General features: G+C 68.1%; 23 protein-coding genes. 11 read left to right on the forward strand and 12 right to left on the reverse strand.

From position 1 onward, the window contains the following. Window positions 1-12: 12 nt before the first annotated feature. Window positions 13-864: a three-Cys-motif partner protein TcmP gene (tcmP, locus tag PV762_RS09120; RefSeq protein ID WP_421034705.1), complete on the forward strand. Its 852-nt coding sequence runs from the start codon at window positions 13-15 to the stop codon at window positions 862-864. Window positions 865-884: 20 nt separating this feature from the next. After that, window positions 885-1,625 carry a DUF5131 family protein gene (locus PV762_RS09125; protein WP_421034706.1) on the forward strand — a complete coding sequence of 247 codons (741 nt, stop codon included), beginning with the start codon at window positions 885-887 and terminating at the stop codon, window positions 1,623-1,625. A 26-nt stretch (window positions 1,626-1,651) separates the two neighbouring features. Here the strand turns inward: PV762_RS09125 and PV762_RS09130 are convergent, their stop codons facing one another. From PV762_RS09130 to cyoA, 7 genes are all read right to left on the reverse strand, one after another. Further along, window positions 1,652-2,224, reverse strand: coding sequence for a response regulator transcription factor (locus tag PV762_RS09130; protein ID WP_421034707.1), 573 nt, complete (start codon window positions 2,222-2,224; stop codon window positions 1,652-1,654). Further along, window positions 2,211-3,620 (reverse strand): ATP-binding protein, encoded by a 1,410-nt coding sequence (locus PV762_RS09135; protein WP_421034708.1) that lies wholly within the window; start codon window positions 3,618-3,620, stop codon window positions 2,211-2,213. The genes PV762_RS09130 and PV762_RS09135 overlap by 14 nt, the downstream gene beginning before the upstream one ends. A gap of 10 nt (window positions 3,621-3,630) precedes the next feature. Then, window positions 3,631-4,407 (reverse strand): SURF1 family protein, encoded by a 777-nt coding sequence (locus tag PV762_RS09140; RefSeq protein ID WP_421034709.1) that lies wholly within the window; start codon window positions 4,405-4,407, stop codon window positions 3,631-3,633. Then, window positions 4,407-4,817, reverse strand: a complete 411-nt coding sequence (gene cyoD, locus PV762_RS09145; RefSeq protein ID WP_421034710.1) for a cytochrome o ubiquinol oxidase subunit IV — start codon at window positions 4,815-4,817, stop codon at window positions 4,407-4,409. The genes PV762_RS09140 and cyoD overlap by 1 nt, the downstream gene beginning before the upstream one ends. Next, entirely contained in the window at window positions 4,814-5,437 is a 624-nt protein-coding gene (gene cyoC / locus PV762_RS09150; protein WP_421034711.1) for a cytochrome o ubiquinol oxidase subunit III, read from the reverse strand. Before cyoC ends, cyoD begins: the two co-directional genes overlap by 4 nt. A 23-nt stretch (window positions 5,438-5,460) precedes the next feature. Then, the gene (gene cyoB, locus PV762_RS09155; RefSeq protein WP_421034712.1) at window positions 5,461-7,455 is read right to left on the reverse strand and encodes a cytochrome o ubiquinol oxidase subunit I; all 1,995 of its coding nucleotides are present in this window, start codon (window positions 7,453-7,455) and stop codon (window positions 5,461-5,463) included. Between the two features lie 66 nt (window positions 7,456-7,521). Next, window positions 7,522-8,496, reverse strand: a complete 975-nt coding sequence (gene cyoA, locus PV762_RS09160) for a ubiquinol oxidase subunit II (protein ID WP_421034836.1) — start codon at window positions 8,494-8,496, stop codon at window positions 7,522-7,524. Window positions 8,497-8,842: 346 nt separating this feature from the next. On the opposite strand from cyoA, the gene PV762_RS09165 reads away from it, so the two are divergent. From PV762_RS09165 to PV762_RS09190, 6 genes are all read left to right on the forward strand, one after another. Then, window positions 8,843-10,201 (forward strand): MFS transporter, encoded by a 1,359-nt coding sequence (locus PV762_RS09165; RefSeq protein WP_421034713.1) that lies wholly within the window; start codon window positions 8,843-8,845, stop codon window positions 10,199-10,201. A gap of 209 nt (window positions 10,202-10,410) precedes the next feature. Then, window positions 10,411-10,917 carry a MarR family winged helix-turn-helix transcriptional regulator gene (locus PV762_RS09170; protein ID WP_421034714.1) on the forward strand — a complete coding sequence of 169 codons (507 nt, stop codon included), beginning with the start codon at window positions 10,411-10,413 and terminating at the stop codon, window positions 10,915-10,917. 25 nt (window positions 10,918-10,942) lie between these two features. After that, window positions 10,943-13,171, forward strand: a complete 2,229-nt coding sequence (locus tag PV762_RS09175; protein WP_421034715.1) for an FUSC family protein — start codon at window positions 10,943-10,945, stop codon at window positions 13,169-13,171. After that, a complete protein-coding gene (locus PV762_RS09180) occupies window positions 13,168-13,377 on the forward strand; it encodes a DUF1656 domain-containing protein (RefSeq protein WP_421034716.1) in 210 nt (69 codons plus the stop codon). Before PV762_RS09175 ends, PV762_RS09180 begins: the two co-directional genes overlap by 4 nt. A 1-nt stretch (window position 13,378) precedes the next feature. Beyond that, window positions 13,379-14,320: an efflux RND transporter periplasmic adaptor subunit gene (locus PV762_RS09185; RefSeq protein ID WP_421034717.1), complete on the forward strand. Its 942-nt coding sequence runs from the start codon at window positions 13,379-13,381 to the stop codon at window positions 14,318-14,320. An 8-nt stretch (window positions 14,321-14,328) separates the two neighbouring features. Further along, window positions 14,329-15,822 (forward strand): efflux transporter outer membrane subunit, encoded by a 1,494-nt coding sequence (locus PV762_RS09190; RefSeq protein WP_421034718.1) that lies wholly within the window; start codon window positions 14,329-14,331, stop codon window positions 15,820-15,822. A gap of 149 nt (window positions 15,823-15,971) precedes the next feature. On the opposite strand, the gene PV762_RS09195 is transcribed toward PV762_RS09190, so the two are convergent. Together PV762_RS09195 and PV762_RS09200 are read right to left on the reverse strand one after the other, a co-directional pair. After that, on the reverse strand, window positions 15,972-18,443 hold the full coding sequence (locus tag PV762_RS09195; RefSeq protein WP_421034719.1) for a CehA/McbA family metallohydrolase: 2,472 nt from the start codon (window positions 18,441-18,443) through the stop codon (window positions 15,972-15,974). Window positions 18,444-18,580: 137 nt separating this feature from the next. Continuing rightward, window positions 18,581-19,291 carry a PEP-CTERM sorting domain-containing protein gene (locus PV762_RS09200; protein ID WP_421034720.1) on the reverse strand — a complete coding sequence of 237 codons (711 nt, stop codon included), beginning with the start codon at window positions 19,289-19,291 and terminating at the stop codon, window positions 18,581-18,583. 407 nt (window positions 19,292-19,698) lie between these two features. Here PV762_RS09200 and PV762_RS09205 point away from each other — a divergent pair, with 407 nt between their 5' ends. Further along, entirely contained in the window at window positions 19,699-20,763 is a 1,065-nt protein-coding gene (locus tag PV762_RS09205) for a flavodoxin family protein (protein ID WP_421034721.1), read from the forward strand. Window positions 20,764-20,833: 70 nt separating this feature from the next. Next, window positions 20,834-21,079 carry a hypothetical protein gene (locus tag PV762_RS09210; RefSeq protein ID WP_421034722.1) on the forward strand — a complete coding sequence of 82 codons (246 nt, stop codon included), beginning with the start codon at window positions 20,834-20,836 and terminating at the stop codon, window positions 21,077-21,079. A gap of 117 nt (window positions 21,080-21,196) precedes the next feature. On the opposite strand, the gene ubiE is transcribed toward PV762_RS09210, so the two are convergent. The 3 genes from ubiE to PV762_RS09225 form a co-directional block, all read right to left on the reverse strand. Further along, on the reverse strand, window positions 21,197-21,928 hold the full coding sequence (gene ubiE / locus PV762_RS09215; RefSeq protein ID WP_421034723.1) for a bifunctional demethylmenaquinone methyltransferase/2-methoxy-6-polyprenyl-1,4-benzoquinol methylase UbiE: 732 nt from the start codon (window positions 21,926-21,928) through the stop codon (window positions 21,197-21,199). A 55-nt stretch (window positions 21,929-21,983) separates the two neighbouring features. Continuing rightward, a complete protein-coding gene (locus PV762_RS09220; RefSeq protein ID WP_421034724.1) occupies window positions 21,984-22,418 on the reverse strand; it encodes a gamma-butyrobetaine hydroxylase-like domain-containing protein in 435 nt (144 codons plus the stop codon). A 200-nt stretch (window positions 22,419-22,618) separates the two neighbouring features. Then, window positions 22,619-24,427, reverse strand: a complete 1,809-nt coding sequence (locus PV762_RS09225) for a S8 family peptidase (protein ID WP_421034725.1) — start codon at window positions 24,425-24,427, stop codon at window positions 22,619-22,621. A 413-nt stretch (window positions 24,428-24,840) separates the two neighbouring features. Here PV762_RS09225 and PV762_RS09230 point away from each other — a divergent pair, with 413 nt between their 5' ends. After that, window positions 24,841-26,898: a M13 family metallopeptidase gene (locus tag PV762_RS09230; RefSeq protein ID WP_421034726.1), complete on the forward strand. Its 2,058-nt coding sequence runs from the start codon at window positions 24,841-24,843 to the stop codon at window positions 26,896-26,898. Window positions 26,899-26,961 lie beyond the last annotated feature (63 nt).

Raw genomic sequence — 26,961 nt, forward strand, 5'->3', positions numbered from 1 at the left:
GAACATGGCGGGATGAACAAACGTACCTCCTTCATCCTGCCCCGCCATCCTGACCCCTGCCCCGGAATGCCCGTTGAACGCGGGCCCGCCGACGAGGGAGTGGGATGGTGGGTTCCCGAAATCAAGCACACCTGCCTGGCGAAATACATCGACGGCACGCGCAAGGCCCAGACGAAGTTCCCGCGTCGTGTCCTGATCGACCCGTTCTGCGGCCCCGGCCGCGTTCAGATAAAGGGGGAGCAGGACACTCGCGACGGCGGCACGATCGTGGCATGGCGGCAGTCCGTCGCCTCGGGGTGTCCTTTCACGCATGTCTTCGTGGGCGATCTCGACGCCGATCGGGCCGAGGCCTGCGAGCAACGTCTTCGCGCCCTGGGCGCACCCGCACGACGCTTCGTGGGTCCGGCGGCCGAGACTGTGCCTCTCATGGTTCGCCAAGTTCCTCGCGGAGCGCTTTGCCTGGCCTACCTGGATCCCTACAACCTGCAATACCTGTCCTTCCCGCTCATCGAGCAACTGAGCCGCTTGAAGTGCGTGGACTTCGCCGTGCACTTCAGCCTCATGGATCTGACACGCAATGTCGACATGGAACTTGATCCCAAGCGTGATCGGTTCGCTGAGGCCGCGCCCGATTGGCGCCTCAACATGCCGAACGGTTTGTCGAAAGCGAGCCTCAAGGACTGGTTCTTCGACTACTGGTGCGGGAAGATTCGTGGACTCGGCATGACGATCAGCGACGTGATGCCGCTGATCGAATCCGAAGGCCGAGCGATTTATCGCCTGGTCTTCTTCAGCAGGAATCCGTTCCCGGAACGGATCTGGAACGACGTCGCTAAGAGTCCCAACCTGTCGCTACCCTTCTGATCAATCGCCTGGACTGCTTCATGACCACTGTCAGCCGCATCGAATGGACCGAACGCACGTGGAATCCGACGGTCGGATGCACCAAGATCTCCCCCGGATGCAAGCACTGCTACGCCGAAGTGATGGCGCGGCGCCTGCAGGCCATGCGCGCACCGGGCTACGCCAACGGCTTCGAACTCACGCTGCTCCCCGATCGGCTCGAGGACCCTCTCGGTCGAAAGAAGCCGACGGTGTACTTCGTGAACTCGATGTCCGACCTCTTCCACGACGAGATCCCGGATGCGTTCATCACCCAGGTTTTCGACGTCATCGCCCGGACGCCGCAGCACACTTACCAGATCCTCACCAAGCGCGCCGACCGTCTGGCCGCCTTCTTCTCAACGCATCCGGTGCCGCGCAATGCGTGGATCGGCGTCTCCGTGGAGGATCGGAAATATGGTCTGCCGCGCATCGATCAACTCCGGAAGGTGCCGGCGTCGATTCGATTCCTTTCGGTTGAACCGCTGCTAGAGGACCTTGGTTCGATAGACCTGAGCGACATGCATTGGGTGATCGTCGGCGGCGAGTCGGGGCCGAAAGCCAGGCCGATGAAAAAGGCCTGGGCGCTGGCCGTGCAGCAACAATGCGAGGCTCAGGGGGTCGCCTTCTTCTTCAAACAATGGGGCGGTTGGGGCGCCGATGGGAAGCGGCGTGCCAAGTCGGCCAACGGTCGCGTGCTCGAAGGACGCACTTGGGACGAGATGCCCGCCACGGCGCCCTGAGATTCCGCAGGGACGAGGCGCTCGTCCTATTTCACCCGCTGCTTCTCCAGCTTGCGCGCCAGCGTGCGCCGGTGCATGCCCAGCCGCCGTGCGGTTTCCGAGATGTTGAAGTCCGTCGCCGCCAGCGTCTCGTGGATGTGCTCCCACTCCAGCGTCTTGATGGACGTGGTCGCGCGGTCGGTAACCTCGACCTCGGCATCGCCCTGTGCGCGCGAGAACGCGGCCTCGATGTCGTCGGTGTTCGCCGGCTTCGCGAGGTAGTGCCGCGCGCCCAGCTTGATCGCCTCCACCGCCGTCGCGATGCTCGCGTAGCCGGTCAGCACCACGATCACCATCTCCTGATCGTGCTCGTGCAGCGTCTGCACGCAGGCCAGCCCCGAGCCGCCGCCCGCCAGCTTCAGGTCGACGACCGCGTACTCCGGCGCCTCCTCCGGCCCGCGGTCGGTCAGCAGCTTCTGCACCTGCTCCACGCTCGTCGCGCGCAGCACCTGGTAGCCGCGACGTTCGAAGGAACGCGACAGCGTGCGCGCGAACGCATCGTCGTCCTCGACGATCAGCAGCAGGCGGTCGGTATCCGCGGCGAGGTCATCCGTGGTCATGGGCAGCATTGTCAGGCAGTCCCAGGGGCGCCAGTGCGGACAGGGGCATGCGGATCTCGACCTCCGCACCGCCGCCCTCCTCGGCCGTCCGGTTGCGCGCCTGCAGCTTCCCGCCCAGCGAGCGCACCACGTTCAGTGCGAGGAACAGCCCCAGCCCGCCGCCCGGCCGGCCCTTGCTCGATTGATACGGCTTGCCGAAGCGTTCCAGCATCTCCGGCAGGAAGCCGGCCCCGCGGTCGCTGACCCGCAGCACCAGCCCGCCGTCCTCGGCCAGCGCGCGCAGCGTCACCGGCCGGCCCGGCGCCGCCTCCAGCGCGTTGTCCAGCACGTTGTCGATCATCTGCTTGAGCCCGACGTCCGACACGATGCGCACCTTCGGCAGGTCGGCCGCCGGCAGGTACTCCAGGCCGTGATGCGGGCGCGTCGCGCGCCAGTGCTCGGTCAGATCGTCCAGGAAGACCTGCAGCGTGGTCACCATTGGCGCCTCGCCGCGCAGCTCGCCCGCCGACATCAGGATCCCGCTCACGATCGCCTTGCAGCGGCGCAGCTGGATCTGCATCTCCTCGATCTCCTCGCGCAGCTCCGGGTCGCCGGCGAACGGCGCCATCCGCGACCAGTCGCCCAGGATCACCGACAGCGTCGCCAGCGGCGTCCCGAGTTCGTGCGCGGCGCCCGAGGCCAGCAGGCCCATGCGGACGATGTGCTCCTCCTCGGCCGCGCGCTGGCGCAGGTCGGCCAGCCGCGCATCGCGTTGGCGCAGGTTGCGGCCGATGCGCTGGATGAAGATCACCAGCAGCGAGGCGTTGATCGCGAAGCAGATCAGCAGACCGCCGATGTAGTGCGTCGGCAGCGCCAGGCCTGCCATGTCCGGCACCAGCAGCGGCAGGTGCCACTGTGTCAGCGCGACAAAGCAGCCGCCCGTCACCGCCACCGTGAACCAGATGTAGCGCGAGGGCAGCAGCACCGCGCCCACCGCGATCTGCAGCAGGAACAGGAAGATGAAGGGATTGGTGACGCCGCCGCTGTAGTACAGCTGGCCGCTCAGCACCGCGATGTCCACGAGCAGGCCGGCGAAGAGCTCGGCGTTGCGCACGCTCGGCACCCAGCGCGTGCGCAGCCAGCAAGCCACGTTGAACAGCACCAGGATCGCCAGCAGCGTCAGCATCTCCGGCATCGGCAGCCGGATGTGCAGCGCGAAGTGCACCGACAGCACCGTGCCGAACTGCCCCGCCGCCGCCAGCCAGCGCAGCTGCACCAGCTGCTGCAGGTTGTTGCGGCCGGCCTGCAGCGCGCCCTCGCCCGAGGAGTCCGCGATCCCCAGCGTCCCCGCCGCGCCGTCCAGGTAGCGGCTGTCGTCGGGGTGGTCGTCGTCCGGATCGGGACGGCTCAGCGGCATGGTCGCAACCTCAGTCCTGCGCCGCGTCCGGGTGCGCGGCACGCCGACGCTCCGCGCGCCACAGCCAGAAGCCCACGCCGGCGAGCATCGCCGCCATCGCGAACCAGGTCAGCGCGTACTGCAGGTGGTGGTTGTTGAAGCGCACCACCGTGAGCCCGCCGCGCGGCCAGCGGGTCTGGTCGTCCGCCGCGGCGGCATCGACGAAGTACGGCGCCACCGGCCCCTCGACGACCTGCCTAGCCTTGGCGATGGCCTCGACGTCACGCGAATACCAGCGGTTCTGCGCCGGGTCGTTCTTCTGCAGCAGGCTGCCGCCGGGCTCGCTCAGGCGCAGCAGGCCGACGACGCGGTCCTCGCCCTGCGTCTCCGACGCCGTGCGCGACGCGCGGGTCTTGAACTCCGGCGTGACGAAGCCGCGGTTCACCAGCACCCAGTCGCCGCGTTCCGTGCGCAGCGGCGTCAGCACCCAGTAGCCGGTGCCCAGCTCGGTGCTCGCCCCCACCAGCGTCTCGCGCGAGTGGTCGAAGCTGCCGGTGAGCGCCACCTTGCGGTACTCGTCCCCCTCCTTCGTGATCGCGTCCCAGCGGTCCGCGCCGGGCGCGCGCTCGGGCGCGGCCGCCAGCCGCTTGTCCAGCCGCGCGATCAGGTCTTCCTTCCAGGCCAGCCGCTGCACCTGCCAGACACCGAGGAAGACGAAGAGCACAAACGAAAGGGCCGCGCCCAGCAGCAACGCCCAGAAGGCGATGCCGCGGCGCGGCCGCAGCGGTTCCGGTGGGAACTCGGTCATCAGGGCATGTTGCGCATGTCGTGGACCGGCATCATGTTGCTGTTCAGGTGGAACATCACCCAGATCGAGCCGGCCAGCATGATCACCACGACCGCGATCGTGAAGATCAGCGACAGCATGGACCAGCCTCCCTCGACCTTCGAGTTCATGTGCAGGAAATAGATCATGTGGACCACGATCTGCACGGCCGCGAAGCCCAGCAGCACGATGCCCATCGCCGCCGACGACGAGATCGACTTCGTCATCACCAGGAAGAAGGGGATCGCCGTCAGGATCAGCGACAGCAGGAAGCCGACCAGGTAGCCCTTGACGGTGGCGTGGTAGCCGACGTCATCGTGGTCGTCGTGGTCGTCGTGACCATGGCCGTGATCGTGCGAGTCGTGGTGGTGGTGATTGTGGTCGGCGCTCACGGCAACACTCCCATCAGGTAAACGAAGGTGAAGACACCGATCCAGATCACGTCCAGGAAGTGCCAGAACATCGACAGGCAGATCAGGCGACGCTTGTTCTCCTTGGTCAGGCCCAGCTTGGAGACCTGGACCATCAGCGTCACCAGCCAGATGCAGCCGAAGGTGACGTGCAGGCCGTGCGTGCCGACCAGCGTGAAGAACGAGGACAGGAACGCGCTGCGCTGCGGACCCGCGCCTTCATGGATCAGGTGCGCGAACTCATAGAGTTCCACCGCGAGGAAGCACAGGCCGAGCACGCCGGTGATGGCCAGCCAGACCAGCGTGCCCTGCTTCTTGTTGGCCAGCATCTTGATCATGGCGAAGCCATAGGTGATCGAAGACAGCAGCAGGAAACCGGTGTTCAGCGCCACCAGCGGCAGGTCGAAGAGGTCGGCGCCCGACGGGCCGGCCGCGTAGCTGCGGCCCAGCACCGCATACGTCGCGAACAGCACCGCGAAGATGAGGCAGTCGCTCATCAGGTAGATCCAGAACCCGAGCAGCGTGCCGTGCTGCGGGTGATGGTCGCCGTTGTCGTAGAACACCGGCGCGCCGGTGTTGTTCGTCAGGGTCGTTGCTTGCATGTTGGAGTTCGCTCGCTGCGGAATCAGGCCTGGGCGGCCAGCACCTTGGTGCGGGCTTCTTCCGTGCGGGCCACTTCATCCGCAGGGATGTAGTAGTCGCGCTTGTAGTTGAAGGTGTGGACGATCGCCGCGATCACGGTCACCGCGAAGGCGACACCCGCCACCAGCCACATGTGCCAGATCAGGGCGAAGCCGAACAGCGTCGACAGGCCGGCCAGGATCACGCCGGCGCCGGTGTTCTTGGGCATGTGGATCTCCTTGAAGCCGCCCACCGGACGCTGGTGGCCGCGGGTCTTCATGTCGTGCCACGCGTCATGGTCGTGGACCACCGGCGTGAACGCGAAGTTGTACTGCGGCGGCGGCGACGAGGTCGACCACTCCAGCGTGCGGCCCTGCCACGGATCGCCGTCGACGTCGCGCAGCTGGTCGCGCTTGAAGTAGCTCACCACCAGCTGGATCAGGAAGCTGCCGATGCCGGCCGCGATCAGCAGCGCGCCGAAGGCCGCGATCTGGAACCAGATCTGGAACGACGGTTCGTCGAAGTGGCTCATGCGGCGCGTCACGCCCATCAGGCCCAGGACGTACAGCGGCATGAAAGCGACGAAGAAGCCGATCTGCCAGAACCAGAACGAGCACTTGCCCCAGAACGGATCCAGCTTGTAGCCGAAGGCCTTGGGGAACCAGAACGAGATGCCCGCCAGCAGGCCGAACAGCACGCCGCCGATGATCACGTTGTGGAAGTGGGCGATCAGGAACAGCGAGTTGTGCAGCACGAAGTCGGCCGGCGGCACCGCCAGCAGCACGCCCGTCATGCCGCCGATCACGAAGGTGACCATGAAGCCCACGGTCCAGTACATCGGGACTTCGAACTTGATGCGGCCGCGGTACATCGTGAACAGCCAGTTGAAGATCTTCGCGCCCGTCGGGATCGAGATGATCATCGTCGTGATGCCGAAGAACGAGTTGACGCTGGCCCCCGATCCCATCGTGAAGAAGTGGTGCAGCCACACGAGGTAGGACAGGATGGTGATCACGACGGTCGCGTACACCATGGAGGCGTAGCCGAACAGCTTCTTCTGGCTGAAGGTGGAGACCACTTCAGAGAAGATGCCGAAGGCCGGCAGCACCAGGATGTAGACCTCGGGGTGGCCCCAGATCCAGATCAGGTTGATGTACATCATGGCGTTGCCGCCAAGATCGGTCGTGAAGAAGTTGGTGCCGACGTAACGGTCCAGCGACAGCAGCGCCAGGGCCGCGGTCAGGATCGGGAACGAGGCGACGATCAGGATGTTGGAGCACAGCGAGGTCCAGGTGAAGACCGGCATCTTCATCATGGTCATGCCCGGCGCGCGCATCTTGATGATGGTCGCGATCAGATTGATGCCCGAGAGCGTGGTGCCGACCCCCGCGACCTGCAGCGACCAGATGTAGTAGTCCACCCCCACGCCCGGACTGGCGAGCAGCCCCGACAGCGGCGGATAGGCCAGCCAGCCGGTGCGCGCGAATTCGCCGACGAACAGCGAGGCCATGCACAGCACGGCGCCGCCGGTGGTCATCCAGAAGCTGAAGTTGTTCAGGAACGGGAAGGCCACGTCGCGCGCGCCGATCTGCAGCGGCACGACGTAGTTCATGAAGCCCGTGATCAGCGGCATCGCCACGAAGAAGATCATGATCACGCCGTGGGCGGTGAAGACCTGGTCGTAGTGGTGCGGGGGCAGGAAGCCCAGCTGGTCGCCGAAGGCGATGGCCTGCTGCGCGCGCATCATGAGCGCGTCGGCGAAGCCGCGCAGCAGCATGACCAGGCCCAGCACGATGTACATGATGCCGATCTTCTTGTGGTCGATGCTGGTCACCCAGTCGCGCCAGAAGGGGCCCCACAGCCTGAACTTGGTCATCAGCACGAGCAGCGCGAGGCCGCCCAGGGCGACCATCGCGAAGGTGCCGATCAGGATCGGCTCGTGCAGCGGGAGGGCCTCGAGGCTGAGGCGCCCGAAGATGAGCTTTTGAGCGTCAATCATCTTGGATCTCTGTTGTGCTTGCGGTCCCGGCGCTGCGGCTCACAGCGGACGCACCGGGAATGCCGATCAGTTACGGGTGGCCGAGGCCTGCCATTGCGAGGCGTACTGCCCCGCGTTGTCAGGCGTGCACAGCGCGGCCACGAAGATCCGCTTCTGCTCGTTGCTCCAGGGCTTGCTGGCCAGGCCGTCGATGGCGCCCTTGCCGCCGCCGCCGGCCGCGTCGATGGCCATCATCTGGCCCATGCACATCTTGGAGCCGTCGACGCAGCGATTGACGACCGCGTCGAACAGGCCCGGGGCGATGCTGGAGAAGCGGCGCACCGGCTGACGCTCGGACGGCTTCTCGAGATCGAGGTACAGCTCCTTGGTCAGCGCGACGCCGTCGGCCTTGTTGCGCTCGACCCAGGCGGCGAACTCGTCGTTCGACAGGCCGTGGAACTTGAAGCGCATGTGCGAGAAGCCGTCGCCGCTGAAGTTCGCGGAGAAGCCGTCATACACGCCGGGCTTGTTGATGACCGCGTGGAGCTGGCTCTGCATGCCGGGCATCGCGTAGATCATGCCGGCCATGGCGGGCACGTAGAACGCGTTCATCACGGTCGAGGAGCTGATCTTGAAGTGGATCGGGCGATCCACCGGCGCGACCAGTTCGTTGACGGTCGCCACGCCCTGTTCCGGATAGATGAACAGCCACTTCCAGTCCAGCGCCACGACCTCGACGTTCAGCGGTTCGACGCCGGCGGGGATCGCGCGCTGCGCGTCCAGACGTTCGAGCGGGCGGAACGGGTCCAGCTTGTGCGTGCTGATCCAGGTCATCGCGCCCAGCGCGATGATGATCAGCAGCGGCGCGCCCCAGATGATCAGTTCCAGCCGGGTGGAGTGGTCCCACTCCGGCGAGTAGGTCGCCTGGGTGTTGGACGCCCGGTACCGGAACGCGAAGACCAGCGTGAGGATGATCACCGGGACGATGATCAGCATCATCAGCAGCGTCGAGGCGACGATGAGCTGCGCCTGCTGGTTCGCGATGTCGCCCGAAGGTTTCATCACGACCAGGTTGTTGCAGGCGGCGAGGGGCAGCGCCAGCGCCAGCAGCCCGAGACGGGCCAATGGGCGCACAGCGCGTGCGAGACTTGTCTTCAGTGATGCTTTGAGGTACATGGGACTTCAGCAGACCTTCTGGCGTTGTTCACTCGGGCCCCTCGCCGCACATGACGGAGTTCATGGCGGCATCCATGGCGGGATTCCCGACTTCAGACACCCAGTGGGGTTTCTTCCGAAGGGAAAGCGATCAGGGGGAAAACGACACTTGTCGACCGTGGCACGCCGGGCGCAGATTTTGCCCGATTGACTCAAGCTAACTATTGGACATTTTGTCCCAGGCAGGAGACGTATGAACAGCAGCACCCTTCCAACAGCCGGGCAACACCTGGCGACCGTGGGCCAGCCGCTGCCGCGAGGCACGGGGGTCGCGACGAAAGAGGAACAGGATGCGGTCGCCCCCGGCGACATCGCGGTCGGCGTGGTCATCGGGCGGGCGTCCGAGTACTTCGACTTCTTCGTCTACGGCATCGCCTCGGTCCTGGTGTTCCCCTCGATCTTCTTCCCGCACATGGAGCGGCTGGAAGGGACGCTGTACGCTTTCGCGCTGCTGGCGCTGGCCTTCGTGGTCCGGCCCATCGGCACACTGGTCGGGATGGAGATCCAGCGGCGCTTCGGCCGCAGCGTGAAGCTGACGGTGGCGCTGTTCCTGCTGGGGGTATCGACCTGCACGATCGCCGTGCTGCCCGGATTCAACACCTGGGGCGGCGCCGCCATCGGCCTGCTGGCGCTGTGCCGGATCGGTCAAGGCCTGGCCCTGGGCGGCTCCTGGGACGGTCTGCCCTCGCTGCTGGCGCTGAACGCGCCCCCCGGCCGCCGCGGCTGGTACGCGATGCTGGGGCAGCTCGGCGCGCCCATCGGCTTCCTGATCGCCGCGGCGCTCTACGCCTATCTGTGGAGCAGCCTGGCGACCATCGACTTCCTGAGCTGGGGCTGGCGTTTCCCGTTCTTCGCCGCCTTCGCGATCAACGTGGTGGCGCTGTTCGCCCGCCTGCGCCTGGTCGTGACGCACGAGTACGAGAAGAACCTCGAGGAGCATGAGCTCGACCCCTGCGACGTCGACGAGCTGTTCGAAAAGCAGGGGACCACCTTGTTCATCGGCGCGTTCGCGGCACTGGCTAGCTACGCGCTGTTCCACATCGTCACGGTGTTCCCGCTGTCGTGGGTGATGCTGTACGGCGACCAGAACGTCACCCAGTTCCTGATCGTCCAGATCATCGGCGCCCTGCTGGCGGCGGGGGCGATGCCCATCTCCGGGCTGATCGCCGACCGCATCGGCCGCCGCAGCACGCTGGGCATGCTGGCGACGACGATCGGGATCTTCAGCCTGTTCGCCCCCATCCTGCTGGACAGCGGCGCCATGGGCCAGAACATCTTCATCCTGGTCGGCTTCGTGCTGCTGGGGCTGTCGTACGGTCAGTCGTCGGGCGCGGTGACATCCAACTTCCTGCCCCACTTCCGCTACACGGGCGCGGCCCTGACGTCGGACCTGGCCTGGATCATCGGCGCCGCCTTCGCCCCGCTGGTGGCGTTGGGGTTGTCGGCCAAGTTCGGGCTGTGGGCGGTCACCGCCTACCTGCTCTCGGGCGCGATCGTGACCCTGGTGGCGTTGCGGACCAACCGCATGCTGACCATGAAGGACAAGGACTGACGCTCGAAATCGCGACACGGGCTTGACAGCCCGCGACGCGAAAAAGCAACGGCCGATCGACAGATCGGCCGTTTTCTTTTGCTCGGCCCCGCCGCGGGACGCGACCGGAGACCGGGCGCACCACGCCGCCGCAAGGCGGCGTGCCGGGCTGCCCAACCGGAATGCCCCTACTGAATTAGATAGCAAGCTACCTAATTAGAATGCGGGGCATGACGACCTCGAACCCCAAGTCGCCGCGCGCCCTGACGCGCACCGCCCGCGAAACGGCGTTGATGTCCGTCGGCGTGACGCTGCCGGTGCTGGAACGCGCCTACCGCGCGAAGGCCAACCTCGCCATCGCGCACGTGGGCCTGTCGCAGGCGCTGGCCTGGCCCCTGGTAATGATCGGCCGTCAGGGCGACGGGCTGCGGCAGGGCGAACTGGCCACGCTGCTGGGCATCGAGGGGCCGTCGCTGACGCGTTCGCTGGACCAACTGCTCGGCGGCGGCTTCATCGAACGCCACGAGGATCCCGACGACCGCCGCGCGAAGACGCTGCACCTGACCGCCCTGGGCGCGGACGCCTGCGAACAGATCGAGGACACGCTGCGCGACCTGCGCAACGAGCTCTACGACGGCATCCCCGACGCCGACATCGAAGCCGCGCTGCGCGTCTTCGCCACGCTGGCCGAACGCGTCGGCGCGCCGAAGGCGATCGTGCCGCCGCGGCGCAAATGAGGCGACCTCAAGTCGTTCACCGGCCATGAAGTTCCCTGCCCTCTCCTTCCCTTCGCTGCGCAGGCCGTCGATGCGGCTACCGAAGCTGCCGGCGGTGCTGCGCCCCGGCTTCACGGGCGCCGAATGGCTCTTCTCGTTCAAGGCCTTCGCCGCGGCGATGCTGGCGGTGTTCCTCGCCAGCTGGGCCGGTCAGCCGCGGCCGTTCTGGGCGCTGATGACGGCCTACGTCGTCGCGAATCCGATGGCGGGCGCGGTGCGCTCCAAGGGCCTGTTCCGGTTCATCGGCACGCTCGTCGGCGGCGCGGCGGCGGTGATCCTGGTGCCGCGCTTCGCCAACGCACCGGAGCTGCTGAGCCTGGCGCTCGCGCTGTGGGTGGCGGGCTGCCTGTGCCTGTCGCTGCGCGACCGCACGCCGCGCGCCTATGCCTTCATGCTGGCCGGCTACACCGCCGCGCTGATCGGCTTCCCGTCGGTGGACACGCCGCTGGCGATCTTCGACACCGCCGTGGCGCGCCTTGAGGAGATCGGCCTGGGCGTGCTCGCGGCGACGCTGGTCCACAGCGTCGTGCTGCCCAAGAGCCTGTCGGCCTCGGTCCTCGGACTGCTGGACCGCACGCTCGGCGACACGCGCGCCTGGCTGACCGACATCGCCGGTCGCCGCGACGGCGGCGCGGATCGTCGGCGCGTGGCCGCGGACATCACGCAGCTGCGGCTGCTGTCCATCCACATCCCCTTCGACACCAGCCACCTGCGCTGGACCGCCGATGCTGTGCATGCGATGCAGGACGGCGTGGCCGCGCTGACGCCGCTGCTGGCGGGCGTGGAAGACCGACTCCAGGCGCTGGAGGCCCACGCTGCTGGCAACGATCGCAACAGCGGTAACGGCAAGGGGAGCGACAGCGCCGGCGATGCCCTGCCCGACGACGTGCGCGCGATGCTCGACGCCATCGGCCCGTGGCTCGCGCTGCCGGCCGCCGAGGCCGAAGCGCAGTCGCCCGTCCTGCGCGGGCAACTGGCCGCGCTGACCGGCGAGGCGGCGCGCGAGCGCCTCGCCGATGATCCCTTGGCGCGCCTGCTGCGTGTCGCGCTGGCGGAGCGGCTCGGCGCGCTGCTCGACGGCTGGCTGCATTGCATGCAGCTGCGCGCCGACATCGACCGCGGCCTCGCGGGCGAAGCCATGCGCTCGCGACCGGCGCCGGCGCTGAGCGGGCCCAAGCTCCACCGCGACATGGGCATGGCGCTGTGGTCCGGCGCGGCCGCGCTGATCGCGATCCTCGTCTGCTGCGCGTTCTGGATCCTCACGGGCTGGCCGATGGGTTCCGCGGCCGCGATGATGGCGGCCATCTTCTGCTGCTTCTTCGCGGCGATGGACGACCCGGTGCCGGCCATCAACGGCTTCCTGCACTGGACCCTGCTGTCCATGCCCTTCGGCGCGCTCTACGTGCTGGTGCTGCTGCCGCTGGTGCAGGACATGTGGACGCTGATGGCCGTCTGCGCGCCGATGTTCCTGATCGTCGGCGCTTATGTCGGCCGGCCGTCGACCTTCGGCGCCGCCCTGCCCTTCCTGTTCGGCGTCATCGGCACGCTGGCGATGCACGACACCGCGCAGGCCGACCTGACCAGCTTCCTGAATTCGATGTCGGGGCAACTGGCCGGCGTGTTCGTCGCGGCGCGCGTCACGCGGCTGATGCGCTCCGTCGGCGCCGACTGGAGCGCCCGCCGCATCCAGCGCACGACCTGGCGCGAGCTCGACGAACTCGCGCGCCTGCCGCGCTCTGCCGGCCGCGCGCAGGCCTACCTGCTGCGCATGCTGGACCGCATCTCGCTGCTGGCGCCGCGCGTCGCGCAGTCGGGCGGCTCGGTGCCCGGCGTGCCGACCGACGACGCGCTGCATGACCTGCGCGTGGGCGCGGATCTCGTGGCGCTTCAGGGAGTTCGCGGCCGTTTGGCGAGCGAAGCGACGCTGCCGCTCCAACCCCTGCTGGTCGCTATCGGCGACTGGCAACGCGCGCGCATCGCCGGTCGTCCCGACATGATCGCTTCACCGCCCGCCGCGCTCCTGGAACGACTGGACACGGCACTTGCACGCCTGATCGAGGTCTACCCGGCCACGCGCCCGCTGCCGCCCGAGGTGATCCCCGCTGCCAGCGCGTTGATGGGCCTGCGACGCAACCTGTTCCCGCAGGCGCCGGTGCCGCGCCTGCCGATCCGTGAGACCGACCCGATCGCCCTGGACAAGGAGGACCCGGCATGACCGGCGCAGTGGATTTCTTCGGGCTCTACCTGCCCTGGCTGATGCCGCTCGCGGGGCTGGCGCTGCTGGCGCTGTCCGCCGTCCGGCGCGTGCTCGCGTGGACCGGCGCCTACCGCTGGATCTGGCATCCGGCGCTGTTCGATCTGGCGCTCTACGTAGTGCTGCTGTGGGGCCTGAGCGCGGCCTCGCTTTTCTGGATCCGATGACATGAAGCTCTCCTCTTTCCCCCTTCGCCGGGCGATCTCCATCGCCGTCACCCTGGCCGCCGTCGGCGGCGCCCTGTGGGCCGCGGGCAAGCTCTGGGATCGCTACGAGCTCCAGCCCTGGACGCGCGACGGCCGCGTGCGCGCCAACGTCGTGCAGGTCGCGCCGGACGTCTCCGGTCTGGTGACCGCCGTGCCGGTGCAGGACAACCAGGCGGTCGCCGCCGGTGCGTTGCTGTTCGAGGTCGACCGCGCGCGTTACGAGCTCGCGCTGCGGCAATCGCAGGCGCAGCTGTCGGCGCAGAAGGTCGCGCTGGCGCAGGCCCTGCGCGAAGCGGATCGCAACAAGGGACTCGGCGCGCTGGTCTCGCAGGAAGCGAGCGAGCAGACCCGCAGCCGCGCCGAGCAGGCGCGCGCCGCCGTCGCCCAGGCCGAGGTGGCGGTCGACAGCGCGAAGCTCAACCTGGCGCGCGCCGAGATCCGCGCGCCCTCCGCCGGCACGATCACCAACTTCGATCTGCGCCAGGGCGCCTACGCGACCGCGGGGCATCCGGTGCTCGCGCTGGTGGACGCGGGCTCGCTCTACGTCGAGGGCTACTTCGAGGAAACCAAGCTCCCCCGCATCCACGTCGGCGACGCCGTCGAGGTCAAGCCGATGGGCGCGAGCCGGGCGCTCACCGGTCGGGTGGAGAGCCTCTCCGCCGGCATCGCCGACCGCGACCGCAGCACCAGCGCCAACCTGCTGCCGAGCGTGAATCCGACCTTCAACTGGGTGCGGCTGCCGCAGCGCGTGCCGGTGCGGGTGAAGCTCGACCCGCTGCCGGCGGGCGAGCGGCTCGTCGCGGGGCAGACGGTCACCGTGCAGGTGATCGCCGGATCGGCGGCCACTGCGACCACCGCGACTGCCGCGAGCTCGGCCGCGATGAAGACGGAGACCCAGTCGTGAAGAGCGCGATGAAGCCCCTGTTGGCGGTGATCGCGGCGGCCACGCTGGCCGCCTGCTCCACGACGCCCAAAGGTCCGGATTACCAGGTACCGGTCGAGGCCGTCGTGCTGAAGCCGCGCGCGTCTGCGCCCTGGCTTGAGCAGCAGCGCGCCGCAGCGTCTGCGCAGACTGCCGGCACATCGCCGCCCTTCGACGCCACGCCGCTGCCCGCGCATTGGTGGCGCCTGTTCAACGATCCCAAGCTGGACGGACTGATCGAGCAGGCGCTCGCGCACAACACCGACCTGCGCCAGGCCGTCGCGAACCTCGAACGCGTCCAGGCCCTGGCGTCAGAAATCGCCGGCGGCGAGAAGCCGACGGTCAGCGTCAACGGCGGGCCGAGCTACGGACATCCGTCGGGTCTGTCGATGCTGAAGAAGGACGACGTGCCGCCGGACACCTACCGCTACAGCGCGGGCGTGGGCCTGTCGTACCAGCTCGACCTGTTCGGCCAGATCCGCCGGGCGATCGAGTCCTCGCACGCGAGCACCGAGGCCGCGGCGGCCGCGCTCGATCTCGTGAAGGTGAACGTGGCGGCGGGCACGGCGCGCGCGTATGCGGAAGCCTGCGCGACGGGTCAGCGGCTGACGTCCGCGCAGCACTCGGTCGATCTGCAGCGCGAGGCCATCGATGTCACCGAGCGCCTGCAACACGCTGGCCGCGTCGGCGAGATCGACGCGGCGCGCGCCCGCAGCCAGCTTCAGCAGTTGCGCGCGGCGCTGCCGCCGCTGGTGGCGCAGCGGCAGTCGGCGCTGTATCGACTCGCGACGCTGACCGGCGAGCTGCCGGAGGACTTCCCGCGCGATCTGGCCGAGTGCCACGTCGCGCCGCAGGTCACTGGCACCATCCCGGTCGGCGACGGCGCGGCGCTGCTGCGCCGCCGCCCCGACATCCGGCAGGCCGAGCGCGAGTTGCACGCCGCGACTGCGCGGATCGGCGTCGCCATCGCGGATCGGTATCCGAAGATCAGCCTGGGCCTGTCGGCCGGCTCGGCGGGCACGCTCGCGGGCTTCGGCAAGAGCGACACGCTGAGCTGGAGCCTGGGGCCGCTGATCTCGTGGACCTTGCCGAACAACGGCGTCGCCGACGCGCGGATCGCGCAGGCCGAAGCCGGCACGCGGCAGGCCGCGGCGCGCTTCGACGGAACCGTGCTGAACGCGCTGCGCGAGACCGAGACGGCCCTCAACCAGTACGCGCGGGAGCTGGATCGCCGCGCGGCGCTGCAGGCCTCGCGCGACGAGGCCGCGATCGTCGCCGGGCAGGCGCGAAGGCTGTATCAGGGCGGCAAGGTCGCCTATCTGGACGCGCTCGATGCCGAACGCGCGCTCGCCGCGAACGACGCCGCGCTGGCCGCTTCCGAAGCCACGCTGATCGACGAGCAGGTGCAGCTGTTCCTTGCGCTGGGCGGCGGTTGGGAATCGTCCGAACAACAGGCCAATGCCGCGGCGCACGCCGCGCGCTGACGAAAAAAAAGGCGGTCCTTCGCGGGACCGCCTTTCTCTGACTTCGTCGGCTGCTGGCCCTCACCCCTGCCCTCTCCCGCAAGCGGGAGAGGGAGCAAGAGCGCGCCAGTTCCTCCTCCTGGCCGCTCCTCAGCGGCCGTGTTCCTGCATCACGGATAGCTGACGGTCAGCTTGTAGTTCGAGGTCGTGCTCGACCCTGCGTACGACATCACCTTGATGTAGACCGTCTGCGCGGTCGCGCCGTTCTGATAGGTCAGCGACTCGCTGCTGCCGACGGCTTCCGACCGGGCCAGGCCGGCGCCGGTGGACTTCACCACATACAGGTCGTAGTCGATGCTGGACTCGGTGGGGCCGGCCATGTCGACGCGCAGGCGCTGGTTCGCGGCCAGTGCGACCTTGTAGTAATCGACGTCGTTGGCCGTGCTGATGAAGCCGGTCAGCTGGTTGCGGGAGCCGACGGCGTTGGCGGTCGAGATCGCGTTGTTCGGCTCGACCTCATCGGCCGTGTCGACCACGTTGGTCACGGTGAAGCTGACCGGCGCCGACGTCGTCGTGTTGCCGGCCGCGTCGTAGGCCTTGGCGACCAGGCTGTGCGTGCCGTTGGCCAGTTGCGCCGAGTTGACCGCGATCGAGTACGGCGCGGTCGTGTCGATGTCGCGCAGCGCGCCGTCCAGCCAGAACTCGACCTGCGTCACGCCGACGTTGTCGCTGGCGGTGGCGGAGAACGTGATCGTGCCGGTCGTGCCGTTCACCGCGGCCGTCACCGACGGCGGCGTGGTGTCGCCGCCGCTGACGCCCTGGTTGACCCAGATCGGCGCGGACCACAGCACCTTGCCGTCGTCCTGCGTGACCTTGGCGTAGTAGAAGTGCTTGCCGTTGGCCGGCGTGACGGTGGCGGTCGGGTTGCTGGTCAGCAGCGTGACCGTGCCATTGCGACCCGGGACGCCTTCCCAGATCTCGGTCTGCACCACCGTGCGGCCGTTCGGGTTGTAGAACCCGACGTTGAGCGACAGCGCGCCGGCGTTGTCGAAGCGCTCGCCCATGATCTTGCCGTTGGCGCTGAAGATCAGCTGCGAGTTCTTGTCCAGCGTCGCGAAGACGCGGCGCGCCTTGAGCGCGTCGACCAGCGCGGCCTTGCTCAGCGGCGTGCCCGTCGGGATCAGCACCGCGGTGCGGTTGGTGTAGGACTTGCCCCAGTTGGCGCAGTGGTTGTCCTGGTTGGTCGCCGGCGCGACGTGGAAGCCGCGCTCCAGCAGCTTCTTCCACGAGCCCTCGTACGAACTGCGCGAGGTCTCGCTCTCCGTCGTGTTGGACGAGAACGCGGAGGTGTTCATCACCTCGGACATCACCATCACCTCGTCGCCGTCGGCGCTGTAGGCCATGTCGGTGCCGTTGATGATGAACTGGCCGCTCGAGTCCGGATGGTTGAACTGGCCGATCAGGCCCTGGGCGCGCATCACCGAGTACAGCGTCGCGTAGTCGCTCTTGGCGATGAAGCGGTCGCCGAAGAGTTCGTTCTGCTGGTTGTACTCCCACGAGAACAGCTCGTTGCTGTTGAAGATGTTCAGGTGGCCACCGTTGCTGATGACACCCCACTCCATGCCGTACATGGCGAGGAAGCCGGCGTTGGCCGCGCTGTAGTCGGCCGCGATCTGCAGGCCGCGCTGATAGCGCGCCTTGGCCGCCGTGGCGCTGCCGCTGGCGTTGGTGCTGGACGAGCCGTCGTAGTAGTGGTTGTGGTCGGTGTTGGCGAAGATGTCCAGGCCCGCGTTCTTCGCATACGGGAAGGCGGCATCCGGGCCGAAGGCGCCGGTCTGCGCCGGCTGCGACGAGCTGCAGCTGCCGATCGCGCCGCCGCCGTCGGAGTCGTTGGTCTGGCCGTGGAAGCTGCCGTAGTAAACGGTGTAGGGCCAGGCGCCCGCGCCCACCGCCGCCGACTGCGCGCGCACGCGCTGGTCGGCTTCGCCCGAGGCGCCCGCGGCCAGCGGACGCAGCGTGCCCATCGCGATCTTGGCCGGCTTGCCGAGGGCGAAGTTCCAGCTCTGCTCGACGGCGTGGCCGCCTTCGCCAGCCTGCTGGGCGGCGAGGAGTTCAGCGAACTGCGCGTCGGCGCCGGAGGTCTTGAGCTCGGTCTCCGCCTTGGCGCTGAGCGCCGTCAGCGTCGCGGTGTAGATGCCGTCCGGCAGGCTCGCGTTGCCGCGGCCGGCCCAGTTCAGCGCAACGCTCTTGACGTCGCCGGCGTACTTCTCGACGCCGGTCCAGTGCTTGATCACGGCGCCGGTGGGCGAGCGCAGCTCGACGCGGTAGGCCAGCAGCGTGCCGGCGGGCGCGCCAACGTAGTCGAGGTGGACAGCGAAGTCGCGCGCACCGGTGGCTTCGGCGCCGGTGAAGGGCACGTCGAGCGCGGCGTCGAACTCGTGGTGGTCCGGGTACTTGGCTGCGGGATCGGCGACCAGGGCGCTGGCGCGGTCGTCAGGCGTGGCGGCCTGTTGTTGCGTCTGCGACTTCTCGCCGTTGAGGCCGCCGCCGCAGGCGGTCAGCACGACGGCCACGGCCGCGAAGGTGGTGACGCGCAGCACGGCGCGGCCGGACAGCAGCAGGGAGGGAGGGATTCGGCTCATGAGAACCTCGCTGGGCGCGGCGGGCGCGCCGTTGGATCGGAAGGAATCGGGGGCGGCAGGCGCCGCGTTGGGCGCCTGGGAGACCCGATGCTCGAACGTGGGGGATCGGTCGGCGGTCGATCGGCGATCGTTGGCGATCAGGCCTGACGCTGACGGCGGCGCAGGACCAGGGCCATCGCGCCGAGGCCCGCCAGCATCAGCGCGTAGGTCTCGGGTTCCGGCACGGCGGCGGCGATGATCTCGGTGCCCGAGAGGGTGACCATGTCGTAGCGGATGGTGCCGGCCGAGCCGTAGTTGCTGCTGCTGCCGGTGGCCAGGTAGCTGCTGGTGCCGGGCGCGAACATGCTGACCAGCTGGAAGGCGAAGTCGGCGTTGTTGGCGACACCCACGATCGACGAGAAGTCGAAGCTCAGGCCCTTGACGAAGGTGCTGTCGGTGGCCATCTTGAAGGTGGTGGCCTGGGTCCAGTTCTCGCCGTCGATCGTGTAGAGCAGCGTGGTCCAGGCGGAGGCCGTGGCGCTGTTGCGCTGATCGAAGCTCAGGACGAGGTTTTCGTAGGCGGTCGTGTCCACGCCGTACTGGACGCCGCGGGTCATGTTGCCGGTGCCTTGGGCGCCGTAGTTGGCGGTGTTCAGGGCCTGCCCGGACGCGGGGTCGGACGAACCGGTCTGGCTGACGAAGGTGGTGGTCACGCCGCCGAGGGTGGTGAACGACGCGCCGTTCATGCTGAACGACTGCTTGGTGCTGCCCTTGTTGTAGTCCCACTGGGCGACGGTGTCGGCGTGGGCGTTCAGGCCGCCGAGGGCCAGGAAGGCGCCGAGCGCCAGGACGAGCGGTTGGAATTTCATGGTGGTGGCTCCGTGAGGGATGACGCTGTCAAATTGTTTGCGCAAACGTTTTCGGGAAAAATTTGTCAGCAAATGTGTGAAGAACTGCGCTTGACTTGCATCGAAAAGTGAACGGGCGGAGCGTAGGTTCGCTTCGTGACAAGCAGGTTGCGGGGAAGCCCGGAGACGGGAATGCCTCACCCCGCGTTTGAGGGGGGCGGTTGCACGAAGGGGGTGCGGGTTTGAAGCGGTCACGCCGCGTCGGGTGCATCCCGCACCGACGTGGCACATCGTTCGTGCGAGGCGTCAGGTCGCCTTGACGGAGAGGGTTGCGTAGGACACGGCCCGCTTCACAAGACTCCTCCGTCCGACGGCACGCGCAGGTACTCCCCCGAATACTGTCCCCACCGCCACCCGAAAGACCGCCGATGACCGTGATCCGCAAGGGCCAGCAGCCTGCGGAGCTGACCCGCGAGCAGTTCCACGAGCGCTTCATGCGCCGCTTCCAGGACCCCGCCTACCGCGCGGAGCACGAGGCCATCGCCCGCCTGGAAACCATCGCCTTCGAGGCGATGAAGGAAGGCCGAAAGGCGCCGATCACCCGTCCGGCGGGCAACGGGTTCAAGGATCCGTCCTACGAAACCGCCGTCGAATGGCTGGACACGCATCAACGGCTCAAGAGGGCCCAGCAGCGCTGGAGCGATCCCGCCACCCGCTCACGCGTGCTGCTGGTCTGCGGCAGCGACCGCAACGACGGCACCTGCCCCGGCGAGATGTCCAAGACCTGGCGCCTGACGCAGATCGCCAAGGAACAGCTCACCCGCCATGACGTGATCGTCGACGTGCTCGACCTGAGCCTGATCACCTCGGAATACGGTCGCCAGATCCATCCCTGCAAGGGCTGCGTGTCGACCGCGATGCCGCTCTGCCATTGGCCCTGCAGCTGCTATCCGAACCATGCGCTCGACCAGTCCAGCGACTGGATGAACGAGATCTACGAGCGCTGGGTCTCGGCGCACGGCGTGATCCTGCTGACCCCCACCTACTGGTACCAGTCGCCGAGCGCGCTGAAGCTCATGATCGACCGGCTCGTCTGCGCCGACGGCGGCAACCCGGATCCGACCTCCACCCACGGCAAGAAGGCCGAGGAAGCCAAGGCCATCGAGGAGAAGGGCTGGGACTATCCCAAGCACCTCGAAGGTCGCACCTACGGCCTGGTGGTGCACGGCGACGTCGCCGGCGTGGAAGCGCAGCGCCGCAACCTCGGCGACTGGCTGGATTGGATGGGGCTGATCGATGCGGGCAATCTCTCGCAGCTCGACCGCTACATCGGCTACTTCGAGCCCTACTTCAACAGCCACGAGGCGCTTGACCGCGACGAGGCCGTGCAGAACGAAGTACGCCAGGTCGCCGACCTCGTCGGCGACGCGGTCAAGCAGTTGCGGGAGGGAAACCTGCCCCCTTCCAATCGCAAGGCCGTGCGCCCGAAATGACGGCGGCCTCGCCATTCCGTTCGACCTCCCCTCGATTCATCGATTCCACATCGACTCAAGGAGCACTCCGATGGCCCATTCCCCTTCCCGTTCCTCGCAGCAGCTGCCGACACTGCCGCCCGATACGCCGCCGTTCCCGACCTCCGATGCCGACATCGACGCCGATGATCTCGACAGCGTCTACGGCCAGCTCGTGAAGGGCGTCGGCCATGAGTTCGTCACGGAAGGCAACGTCGACGAGCTCGCGCGCCGCGCCGAAAAGGACGGGCATCCGATCCTGGCCACCGAACTGAAGGAGTGGAAGGCGCCCTGCTGACGCCTCCGCTTCCCTCCGCGCCGCCCGCCTCCCCGCGAGGGGGGCGCCAGAACGCAGCAAGGGCCCGCGAAGGGCCCTTGTCCATTTGGATCCGGTAAGAAGCTGGAAGATGTCAGCTCAGCACTTGATGCCGGCGTGCAGCGCCACGACGCCGCCGGTCAGGTTGTGCACGTCCACATGGCCGAACCCCGCCGTCTTCATCATGGCCTTGAGCTCGGCCTGCGGCGGGTGCATGCGGATGGACTCGGCCAGATAGCGGTAGCTGTCCGCGTCGCCGGCGATCAACGACCCGATGCGCGGCAGCACCTTGAAGGAGTACCAGTCGTAGGGCTTGCGCAGCGGCTCGGCGACCTGCGAGAACTCCAGCACCAGCAGCCGGCCGCCCGGGCGCAGCACGCGGTTCATCTCGGCCAGCGCCTGGTCCTTGTGCGTCATGTTGCGCAGGCCGAAGGCCACGCACACCAGGTCGAAGGAGCCGTCCTTGTAGGGCAGCGCCTCGGCGTCGCAGAGGTTGGTCGGCAGGACCATGCCCTCGTCGATCAGCCGCTCGCGGCCGGTGCGCAACATCGCCTCGTTGATGTCGGTGTGCACGACCATGCCGCGCTCGCCGACCTTCTTCGCGAACAGCCGCGCCATGTCGCCGGTGCCGCCGGCGATGTCCAGCACGCGGTCGCCCGGCTTGAGGTTGGCCACGGCCAGCGTGTACAGCTTCCAGGCGCGGTGCATCCCCATCGACATCAGGTCGTTCATGACGTCGTAGCGCGACGCGACCGAATCGAACACGCCGCGCACGCGCTTGGCCTTGGCGGTTTCGTCGACGGATTCGAAGCCGAAGTGGGTGGAGCTCATGGGGGGGTCCTGCTGAATGGGGGAACGTCGGGGGCGATGTCCGAGCGAGGGCGATTCAATGGCTGCCGCAGCTGCCGCCGCCGTGCGCGTGGCCGCCCGCGGTCTTCGTCGACATGGGCGCGTCGCGGTCCAGGCCCGCGGCGGCGAGCCTCGCTTCGTAATCGCGCATCAGCGCGTCCTGGTCCCGGCCCAGCTCGTACAGATAGGCCCAGGTGAACAGGCCGCTCTCGTGACCGTCGGAGAAGGTCGGCTTCAGCGCATAGTGGCCGACCTGCTCGACCGCCACGACGGTCACGTCGCGCTTGCCGGTCTGCAGCGTCTCCTGGCCGGGGCCGTGGCCCTGCACCTCCGCCGACGGGCTGCGCACGCGCATCAGCTCGAACGGGATGCGGAACCGCGCGCCGTCGGTGAAGGCGAGCTCCAGCACCTTGGACTGCTGGTGCACGACGATGTCGGTGGGGAGCGGCGAATTGGGGGCGAGACCGGCCATGAAACCGCGCGAGGAACGCGTTGGGAAAACGAGGGAGCAGTGTAGCGGTCCGCTCCGGGCGACGAGGCCCGCCGCGCTTTCGCCGGGGCGAGCAAAAAAAATCCCGCCAGCTTTCACTGGCGGGATTCAACGGGAGCCCCGTTCGGGCCCGAGGCACCCGGCTTACCAAACGAGGAGAGTGGCAAGTCCTTCCGGTCGCATCACCAGCCCAGGTTCAGCGTGTACGTACCGCTGCCGCCGGAGTAGTAAAGCGCCCGCACGTACACGACGATCGACGACGATCCGGTGTTCTTGTACGTGAAGCTGTCGACGGCGCCGGCGCCGTTCTCGCTGGCCTTCAGCTGCGTGCCGCTGCTGTTCTGCAGGTACAGGTCGAAGTCCTTGCCCGCCGCCGGCGTCAAGGTCGCGCTCAGCGTCTTGCCCGCGGGCAGCGTGATCTTGAAGTAGTCGTTGGTGTCGGACGAGGACAGGTTGCCCGCCACCTGGACCGGCGCAGCGATCGTCTGCGGCGCCGTGCGGCTGTTGTTGGGCTCGACTTCCGGAATCGTGCCGCCGCCACCGCCGCCGCCCTTGATCGCCGTGATCGCGGCGTTGGCATCCAGGATCCCGGAGCCGCACTGGCTGCAAGTGCCGGGGAAGGCCCGGGCGCTGCTCTTGAGGGCGGCGGTGATCTCGTCCGGCGTGGCCGTCGGCTTGGCGCTGTACATCAGCGCCGCGACGCCCGCCACATGCGGCGTGGCCATCGACGTCCCCTGGTAATAGGCGTAGCTGTCGTTGCCCGGGGTGCTGGTGCCGCTGTTCAGCGTTGACAGGATGCCGTTGCTGGCGCTGGAGCGCACGTCGCCGCCCGGCGCGGCCAGCGTCACGATGGACCCGTAGTTCGAGTAGTACGCCCGCGACCCGTTGCGGTCGGTCGCCGCGACCACCACCACGCCCGAGCAGTTCGCGGGGCTCGAGTTGGAGGCGTTCTGGTTCTCGTTGCCGGCCGCGACGATGACGCTGGCGCCGCGCGATCGCGCGCCGTTGATCGCCGTCTGCGTCGTGGTGTCGCAGGCGCCGCCGCCGCCCAGCGACAGGTTCAGCACCTTGGCCGGCGTCGCGTTGGTCGGCAGACCCGACACGGAACCGCCCGACGCCCAGGTCATGCCGTCGGCGATGTCGGAGGTGTAGCCGCCGCACTTGCCCAGCACGCGGATCGGCTGGACCTTGGCGTTGAAGGCGATGCCCGCCACGCCCAGGTTGTTGTTGGTCTTGGCCGCGATCGTGCCGGCCACGTGCGTGCCGTGCCAGCTGGAGGTGGCGGCCGGGTCGCCGGCCTGGCATTCGTTGGCGGCGTTGAAGTCGCCGGGATCGCTCGGGTCGCTGTCCCGGCCGTTGCCGTCCACCGAGACCGTGGTGTCCACGATCATGTCGTAGCCGGCGACGATCTGGCCCGACAGGTCCGCATGCGGCCGGTAGCCGGTGTCGATCACCGCCACCACCACGCCGGTGCCGGTCGCCTGGTCCCAGGCCTGCGGCGCGCGGATGCCGCCCGCCGTCTCGGACAGGTCCCACTGCTGGCCGTAGCTGCTGTCGTTGGGCACCATCAGCGCGTGCATCTTGCGGTCGGGCTCGACGTACTCGACGTTGGCGTCCTGCGCCTTGATCCGGTCGCCCAGTTCCCGCAGTTCCTGCAGGCTCATCCGGCGGTCCAGCCGGAACACATGCGCGCCGGTGCCCATCTGGCGCACCAGCGAGAGGCGCGCGCCCAGCGGGGCGGCCAACTGCTGCAGGCGCTCGGTACGGGCGCCGATCGCGTCGCTCGCCACCGATTGCGCCTGGATCGCGACGCCCAGGCGCCCTTGCACCACCGTGCTGCCGTCCTTGTATTTCACGATCAGACGATCGGTCTGTTCGCTCAGTTGCCGCGGGGCCTTGTCGATGTCCACGGACGACACGCCCGCCTGGGCGACGCCCATCGTGACGAGACCCACAGCCAGCGCGACGCTGAGCTTGTTCAATCGCAACATGCTTGTCATCTCCAGAGTTCTCGATCGGCGCCGGGTTCACCGACGCCCGCAAAGCCCCGAACGCCCTGGCGCGTTGGCACCTCTGGTGGGGCACGCCGACCGGCCTATCCGATTGGCGTGCGATGCAGTGTAGGAAGACAGTCGGGCGCCAACCGCCCCACCTGCAACAGTTAACAGGAAGGAATACCCCTATAACCTTTTTGTGTCTAAACGCACAATTTGGTCCGCCAATCGCCCCTTTCTTACGCCTAACGCGCTGATTCGTAAGGTTTGCGCGCGGTTTGCGCCCCCGCGCGAACGGCGTGCCCGGGGTGCCGGAAGCCATGCGCGGGACGCCTCGGATGGCGGCTCGGGAGGGGCTCGTTTAGCCTGTGAGGCTTGTCGTTTTCGCCACACATTGGTGACAAATAACCATGTTTCCTCTACGCCTGATCGCCGCCGCGGCCGCCTCCACCCTGGCCTTGGCCGTCGCGCCGGCCCGCGCGCTGGACGTCGCCAGCTTCTCGCCCGACGTTCCACCCTGCGCCGACTTCTATGACTACGTGAACGGCCCCTGGGTCGCCCGGACCGAGCTGCCGGCCGACCGCACCCGCATCGGCAGCTTCGACGCGCTGCGCGTCGCCAATGACCGGCTGCTGAGCGAGGCGCTGGCGGAACTGCTGGCCAAGCCGGCGCTGCAGAAGTCGACGGGGCTGAAGCAGGTCGCGGCGTACTACGCCAGCGGCATGGACCGCGCCGCCATCGAGGCGCAAGGCCTGAAGCCGATCAAGCCGCTGCTGGACCGGGTCGCGACCATGAAATCGGCCGGTGATCTGCCGTTCGCGCTGTCGCAGCTCGGCCGCGTGGGCATCGCCGCGCCGGTGAGCGCGTCCGTGCGCGCCGACGTCAAGAACACCCGCGTGAACGTGCTGACGCTGGGCCAGGCCGGCCTGGGCCTGCCCGATCGCGACGACTACTTCAAGGACACCGACATCGCCAAGAAGCTGCGCGCGGCCTATCGGCTGTATGCGCAGCGCCTGCTGTCGTCGGCCGGTTTCGACGCCACGCCACCCACGATCGACGCCCTGATGGCCTTCGAGTCGCAGCTGGCCGAGGCGACGACGCCGCGCGCGCAGCTGCGCGACCCGCTGAAGGTCTACAACCCGATGACGGCGCCGGAACTCGCCGCCAAGGCGCCGGGCCTGAGCTGGGACGCCTACCTGAAGGCGCTGACCCGCAGCGACCAGCGCCCCGGCGGGGTCGAGCGGCTGATCGTCGCGCAGCCGGACTTCATGACGCGCGTCGGCAAGCTGGCGCAGGACGTCCCGCTCGCCACCTGGCAGACCTATCTGCGGGTGCGGGTGCTGGAGAACAGCGCCGCGCGCCTGCCCAAGGCTTTCGCCGACGCCGACTTCGACTACCGCGGCGCGACCATCTCCGGGCTTGAACAGCCGATGCCGCGCAACGAGGAAGTCATCCAGCTGATCGGCGGCCGCACCGGCGGCAGTCCGCTGGGACTGGCGCTGGGCGAGCTGTTTGTCTCCAAGGCCTTCTCGCCGGAGGCGCAACGCCGCGCGACGCTGCTGATCGGCGACGTCAAGGCCGCAATGAAGACGCGCATCCAGAACCTGGCGTGGATGAACCCCGAGACCAAGGTCAAGGCGCTGGAGAAGCTGGAGGCGATGCAGCCCAAGATCGGCGCGCCCGAGACCTGGCCGAAATACGAGGGCATGACGCTGGATCCCAAGGACTTCGCCGGCAACCAGCTGCGCGCCGCGGCCTGGTTCCACGGCGAACAGATCAAGGACCTCGACCGCCCGAGCGACCGCACGCGCTGGACGATGTCGCCGTACATCGTGAACGCGCAGGCCGGCGGCCTCAACGAGATCACCTTCCCCGCCGGCATCCTGCAGCCGCCGTTCTTCGACGCGAAGGCCGACGACGCCGTCAACTACGGCGGCATCGGCATGGTGATCGGGCACGAGATCGTCCACCACTTCGACGACCGCGGCCGGCAGTTCGACAGCATCGGCAGCCTCAACGACTGGTGGACCGCCTCCGACGCCGAGAACTACAAGGCGCGCGCGGACCGCGTGGTGGCGCTCTACGAGAGCTACGAGCCGGTCAAGGGCACTCACATCAACGGCCGCCTGACGCTGGGCGAGAACATCTCCGACATGGCCGGCATGCCGATCGCCTTCGACGCGCTGCAGAACGCGCTGCGCCGCACGGGCCAGGACAAGTCCCGGGACAAGACCCCGGACAAGATCGACGGCTTCACCCCCGAGCAGCGCTTCTTCCTGTCCAACGCCATGGTCTGGCGCAGCAAGTCGCGCGAAGCGGCGCTGCTGAACCAGTTGCGCACCGACCCGCATTCGCCGGGCAAGTACCGCGTGCTGGCGCCGATGTCCAACATGCCGGAGTTCGCCAAGGCCTTCAACTGCAAGACCGGCGACGCGATGGTGGCGGCGGATCCGATCAAGGTCTGGTGATATGTTGAACCCGCCGCGGCGACCGTTGGCCGCGGCCTCCGGGGCCTGCCCGCCGTGAGGCGC

Source organism: Mitsuaria sp. CC2, from assembly GCF_048957715.1.
In the GTDB taxonomy this organism is placed as follows: domain Bacteria; phylum Pseudomonadota; class Gammaproteobacteria; order Burkholderiales; family Burkholderiaceae_C; genus Roseateles.

Bases quoted from the DNA above. Each gene is read 5' to 3' on its own strand.
- PV762_RS09130 (WP_421034707.1), bottom strand. From the start codon at position 2,224: ATGACCACGGATGACCTCGCCGCGGATACCGACCGCCTGCTGCTGATC.
- PV762_RS09205 (WP_421034721.1), top strand. From the start codon at position 19,699: ATGACCGTGATCCGCAAGGGCCAGCAGCCTGCGGAGCTGACCCGCGAG.
- PV762_RS09175 (WP_421034715.1), top strand. From the start codon at position 10,943: ATGAAGTTCCCTGCCCTCTCCTTCCCTTCGCTGCGCAGGCCGTCGATG.
- cyoA (WP_421034836.1), bottom strand. From the start codon at position 8,496: ATGAAACCTTCGGGCGACATCGCGAACCAGCAGGCGCAGCTCATCGTC.
- PV762_RS09190 (WP_421034718.1), top strand. From the start codon at position 14,329: ATGAAGCCCCTGTTGGCGGTGATCGCGGCGGCCACGCTGGCCGCCTGC.
- PV762_RS09170 (WP_421034714.1), top strand. From the start codon at position 10,411: ATGACGACCTCGAACCCCAAGTCGCCGCGCGCCCTGACGCGCACCGCC.
- PV762_RS09140 (WP_421034709.1), bottom strand. From the start codon at position 4,407: ATGACCGAGTTCCCACCGGAACCGCTGCGGCCGCGCCGCGGCATCGCC.
- PV762_RS09210 (WP_421034722.1), top strand. From the start codon at position 20,834: ATGGCCCATTCCCCTTCCCGTTCCTCGCAGCAGCTGCCGACACTGCCG.
- PV762_RS09225 (WP_421034725.1), bottom strand. From the start codon at position 24,427: ATGTTGCGATTGAACAAGCTCAGCGTCGCGCTGGCTGTGGGTCTCGTC.
- cyoC (WP_421034711.1), bottom strand. From the start codon at position 5,437: ATGCAAGCAACGACCCTGACGAACAACACCGGCGCGCCGGTGTTCTAC.
- PV762_RS09195 (WP_421034719.1), bottom strand. From the start codon at position 18,443: ATGAGCCGAATCCCTCCCTCCCTGCTGCTGTCCGGCCGCGCCGTGCTG.
- PV762_RS09125 (WP_421034706.1), top strand. From the start codon at position 885: ATGACCACTGTCAGCCGCATCGAATGGACCGAACGCACGTGGAATCCG.
- PV762_RS09220 (WP_421034724.1), bottom strand. From the start codon at position 22,418: ATGGCCGGTCTCGCCCCCAATTCGCCGCTCCCCACCGACATCGTCGTG.
- PV762_RS09135 (WP_421034708.1), bottom strand. From the start codon at position 3,620: ATGCCGCTGAGCCGTCCCGATCCGGACGACGACCACCCCGACGACAGC.
- PV762_RS09230 (WP_421034726.1), top strand. From the start codon at position 24,841: ATGTTTCCTCTACGCCTGATCGCCGCCGCGGCCGCCTCCACCCTGGCC.
- PV762_RS09200 (WP_421034720.1), bottom strand. From the start codon at position 19,291: ATGAAATTCCAACCGCTCGTCCTGGCGCTCGGCGCCTTCCTGGCCCTC.
- PV762_RS09180 (WP_421034716.1), top strand. From the start codon at position 13,168: ATGACCGGCGCAGTGGATTTCTTCGGGCTCTACCTGCCCTGGCTGATG.
- ubiE (WP_421034723.1), bottom strand. From the start codon at position 21,928: ATGAGCTCCACCCACTTCGGCTTCGAATCCGTCGACGAAACCGCCAAG.
- cyoB (WP_421034712.1), bottom strand. From the start codon at position 7,455: ATGATTGACGCTCAAAAGCTCATCTTCGGGCGCCTCAGCCTCGAGGCC.
- tcmP (WP_421034705.1), top strand. From the start codon at position 13: ATGAACAAACGTACCTCCTTCATCCTGCCCCGCCATCCTGACCCCTGC.
- PV762_RS09185 (WP_421034717.1), top strand. From the start codon at position 13,379: ATGAAGCTCTCCTCTTTCCCCCTTCGCCGGGCGATCTCCATCGCCGTC.
- PV762_RS09165 (WP_421034713.1), top strand. From the start codon at position 8,843: ATGAACAGCAGCACCCTTCCAACAGCCGGGCAACACCTGGCGACCGTG.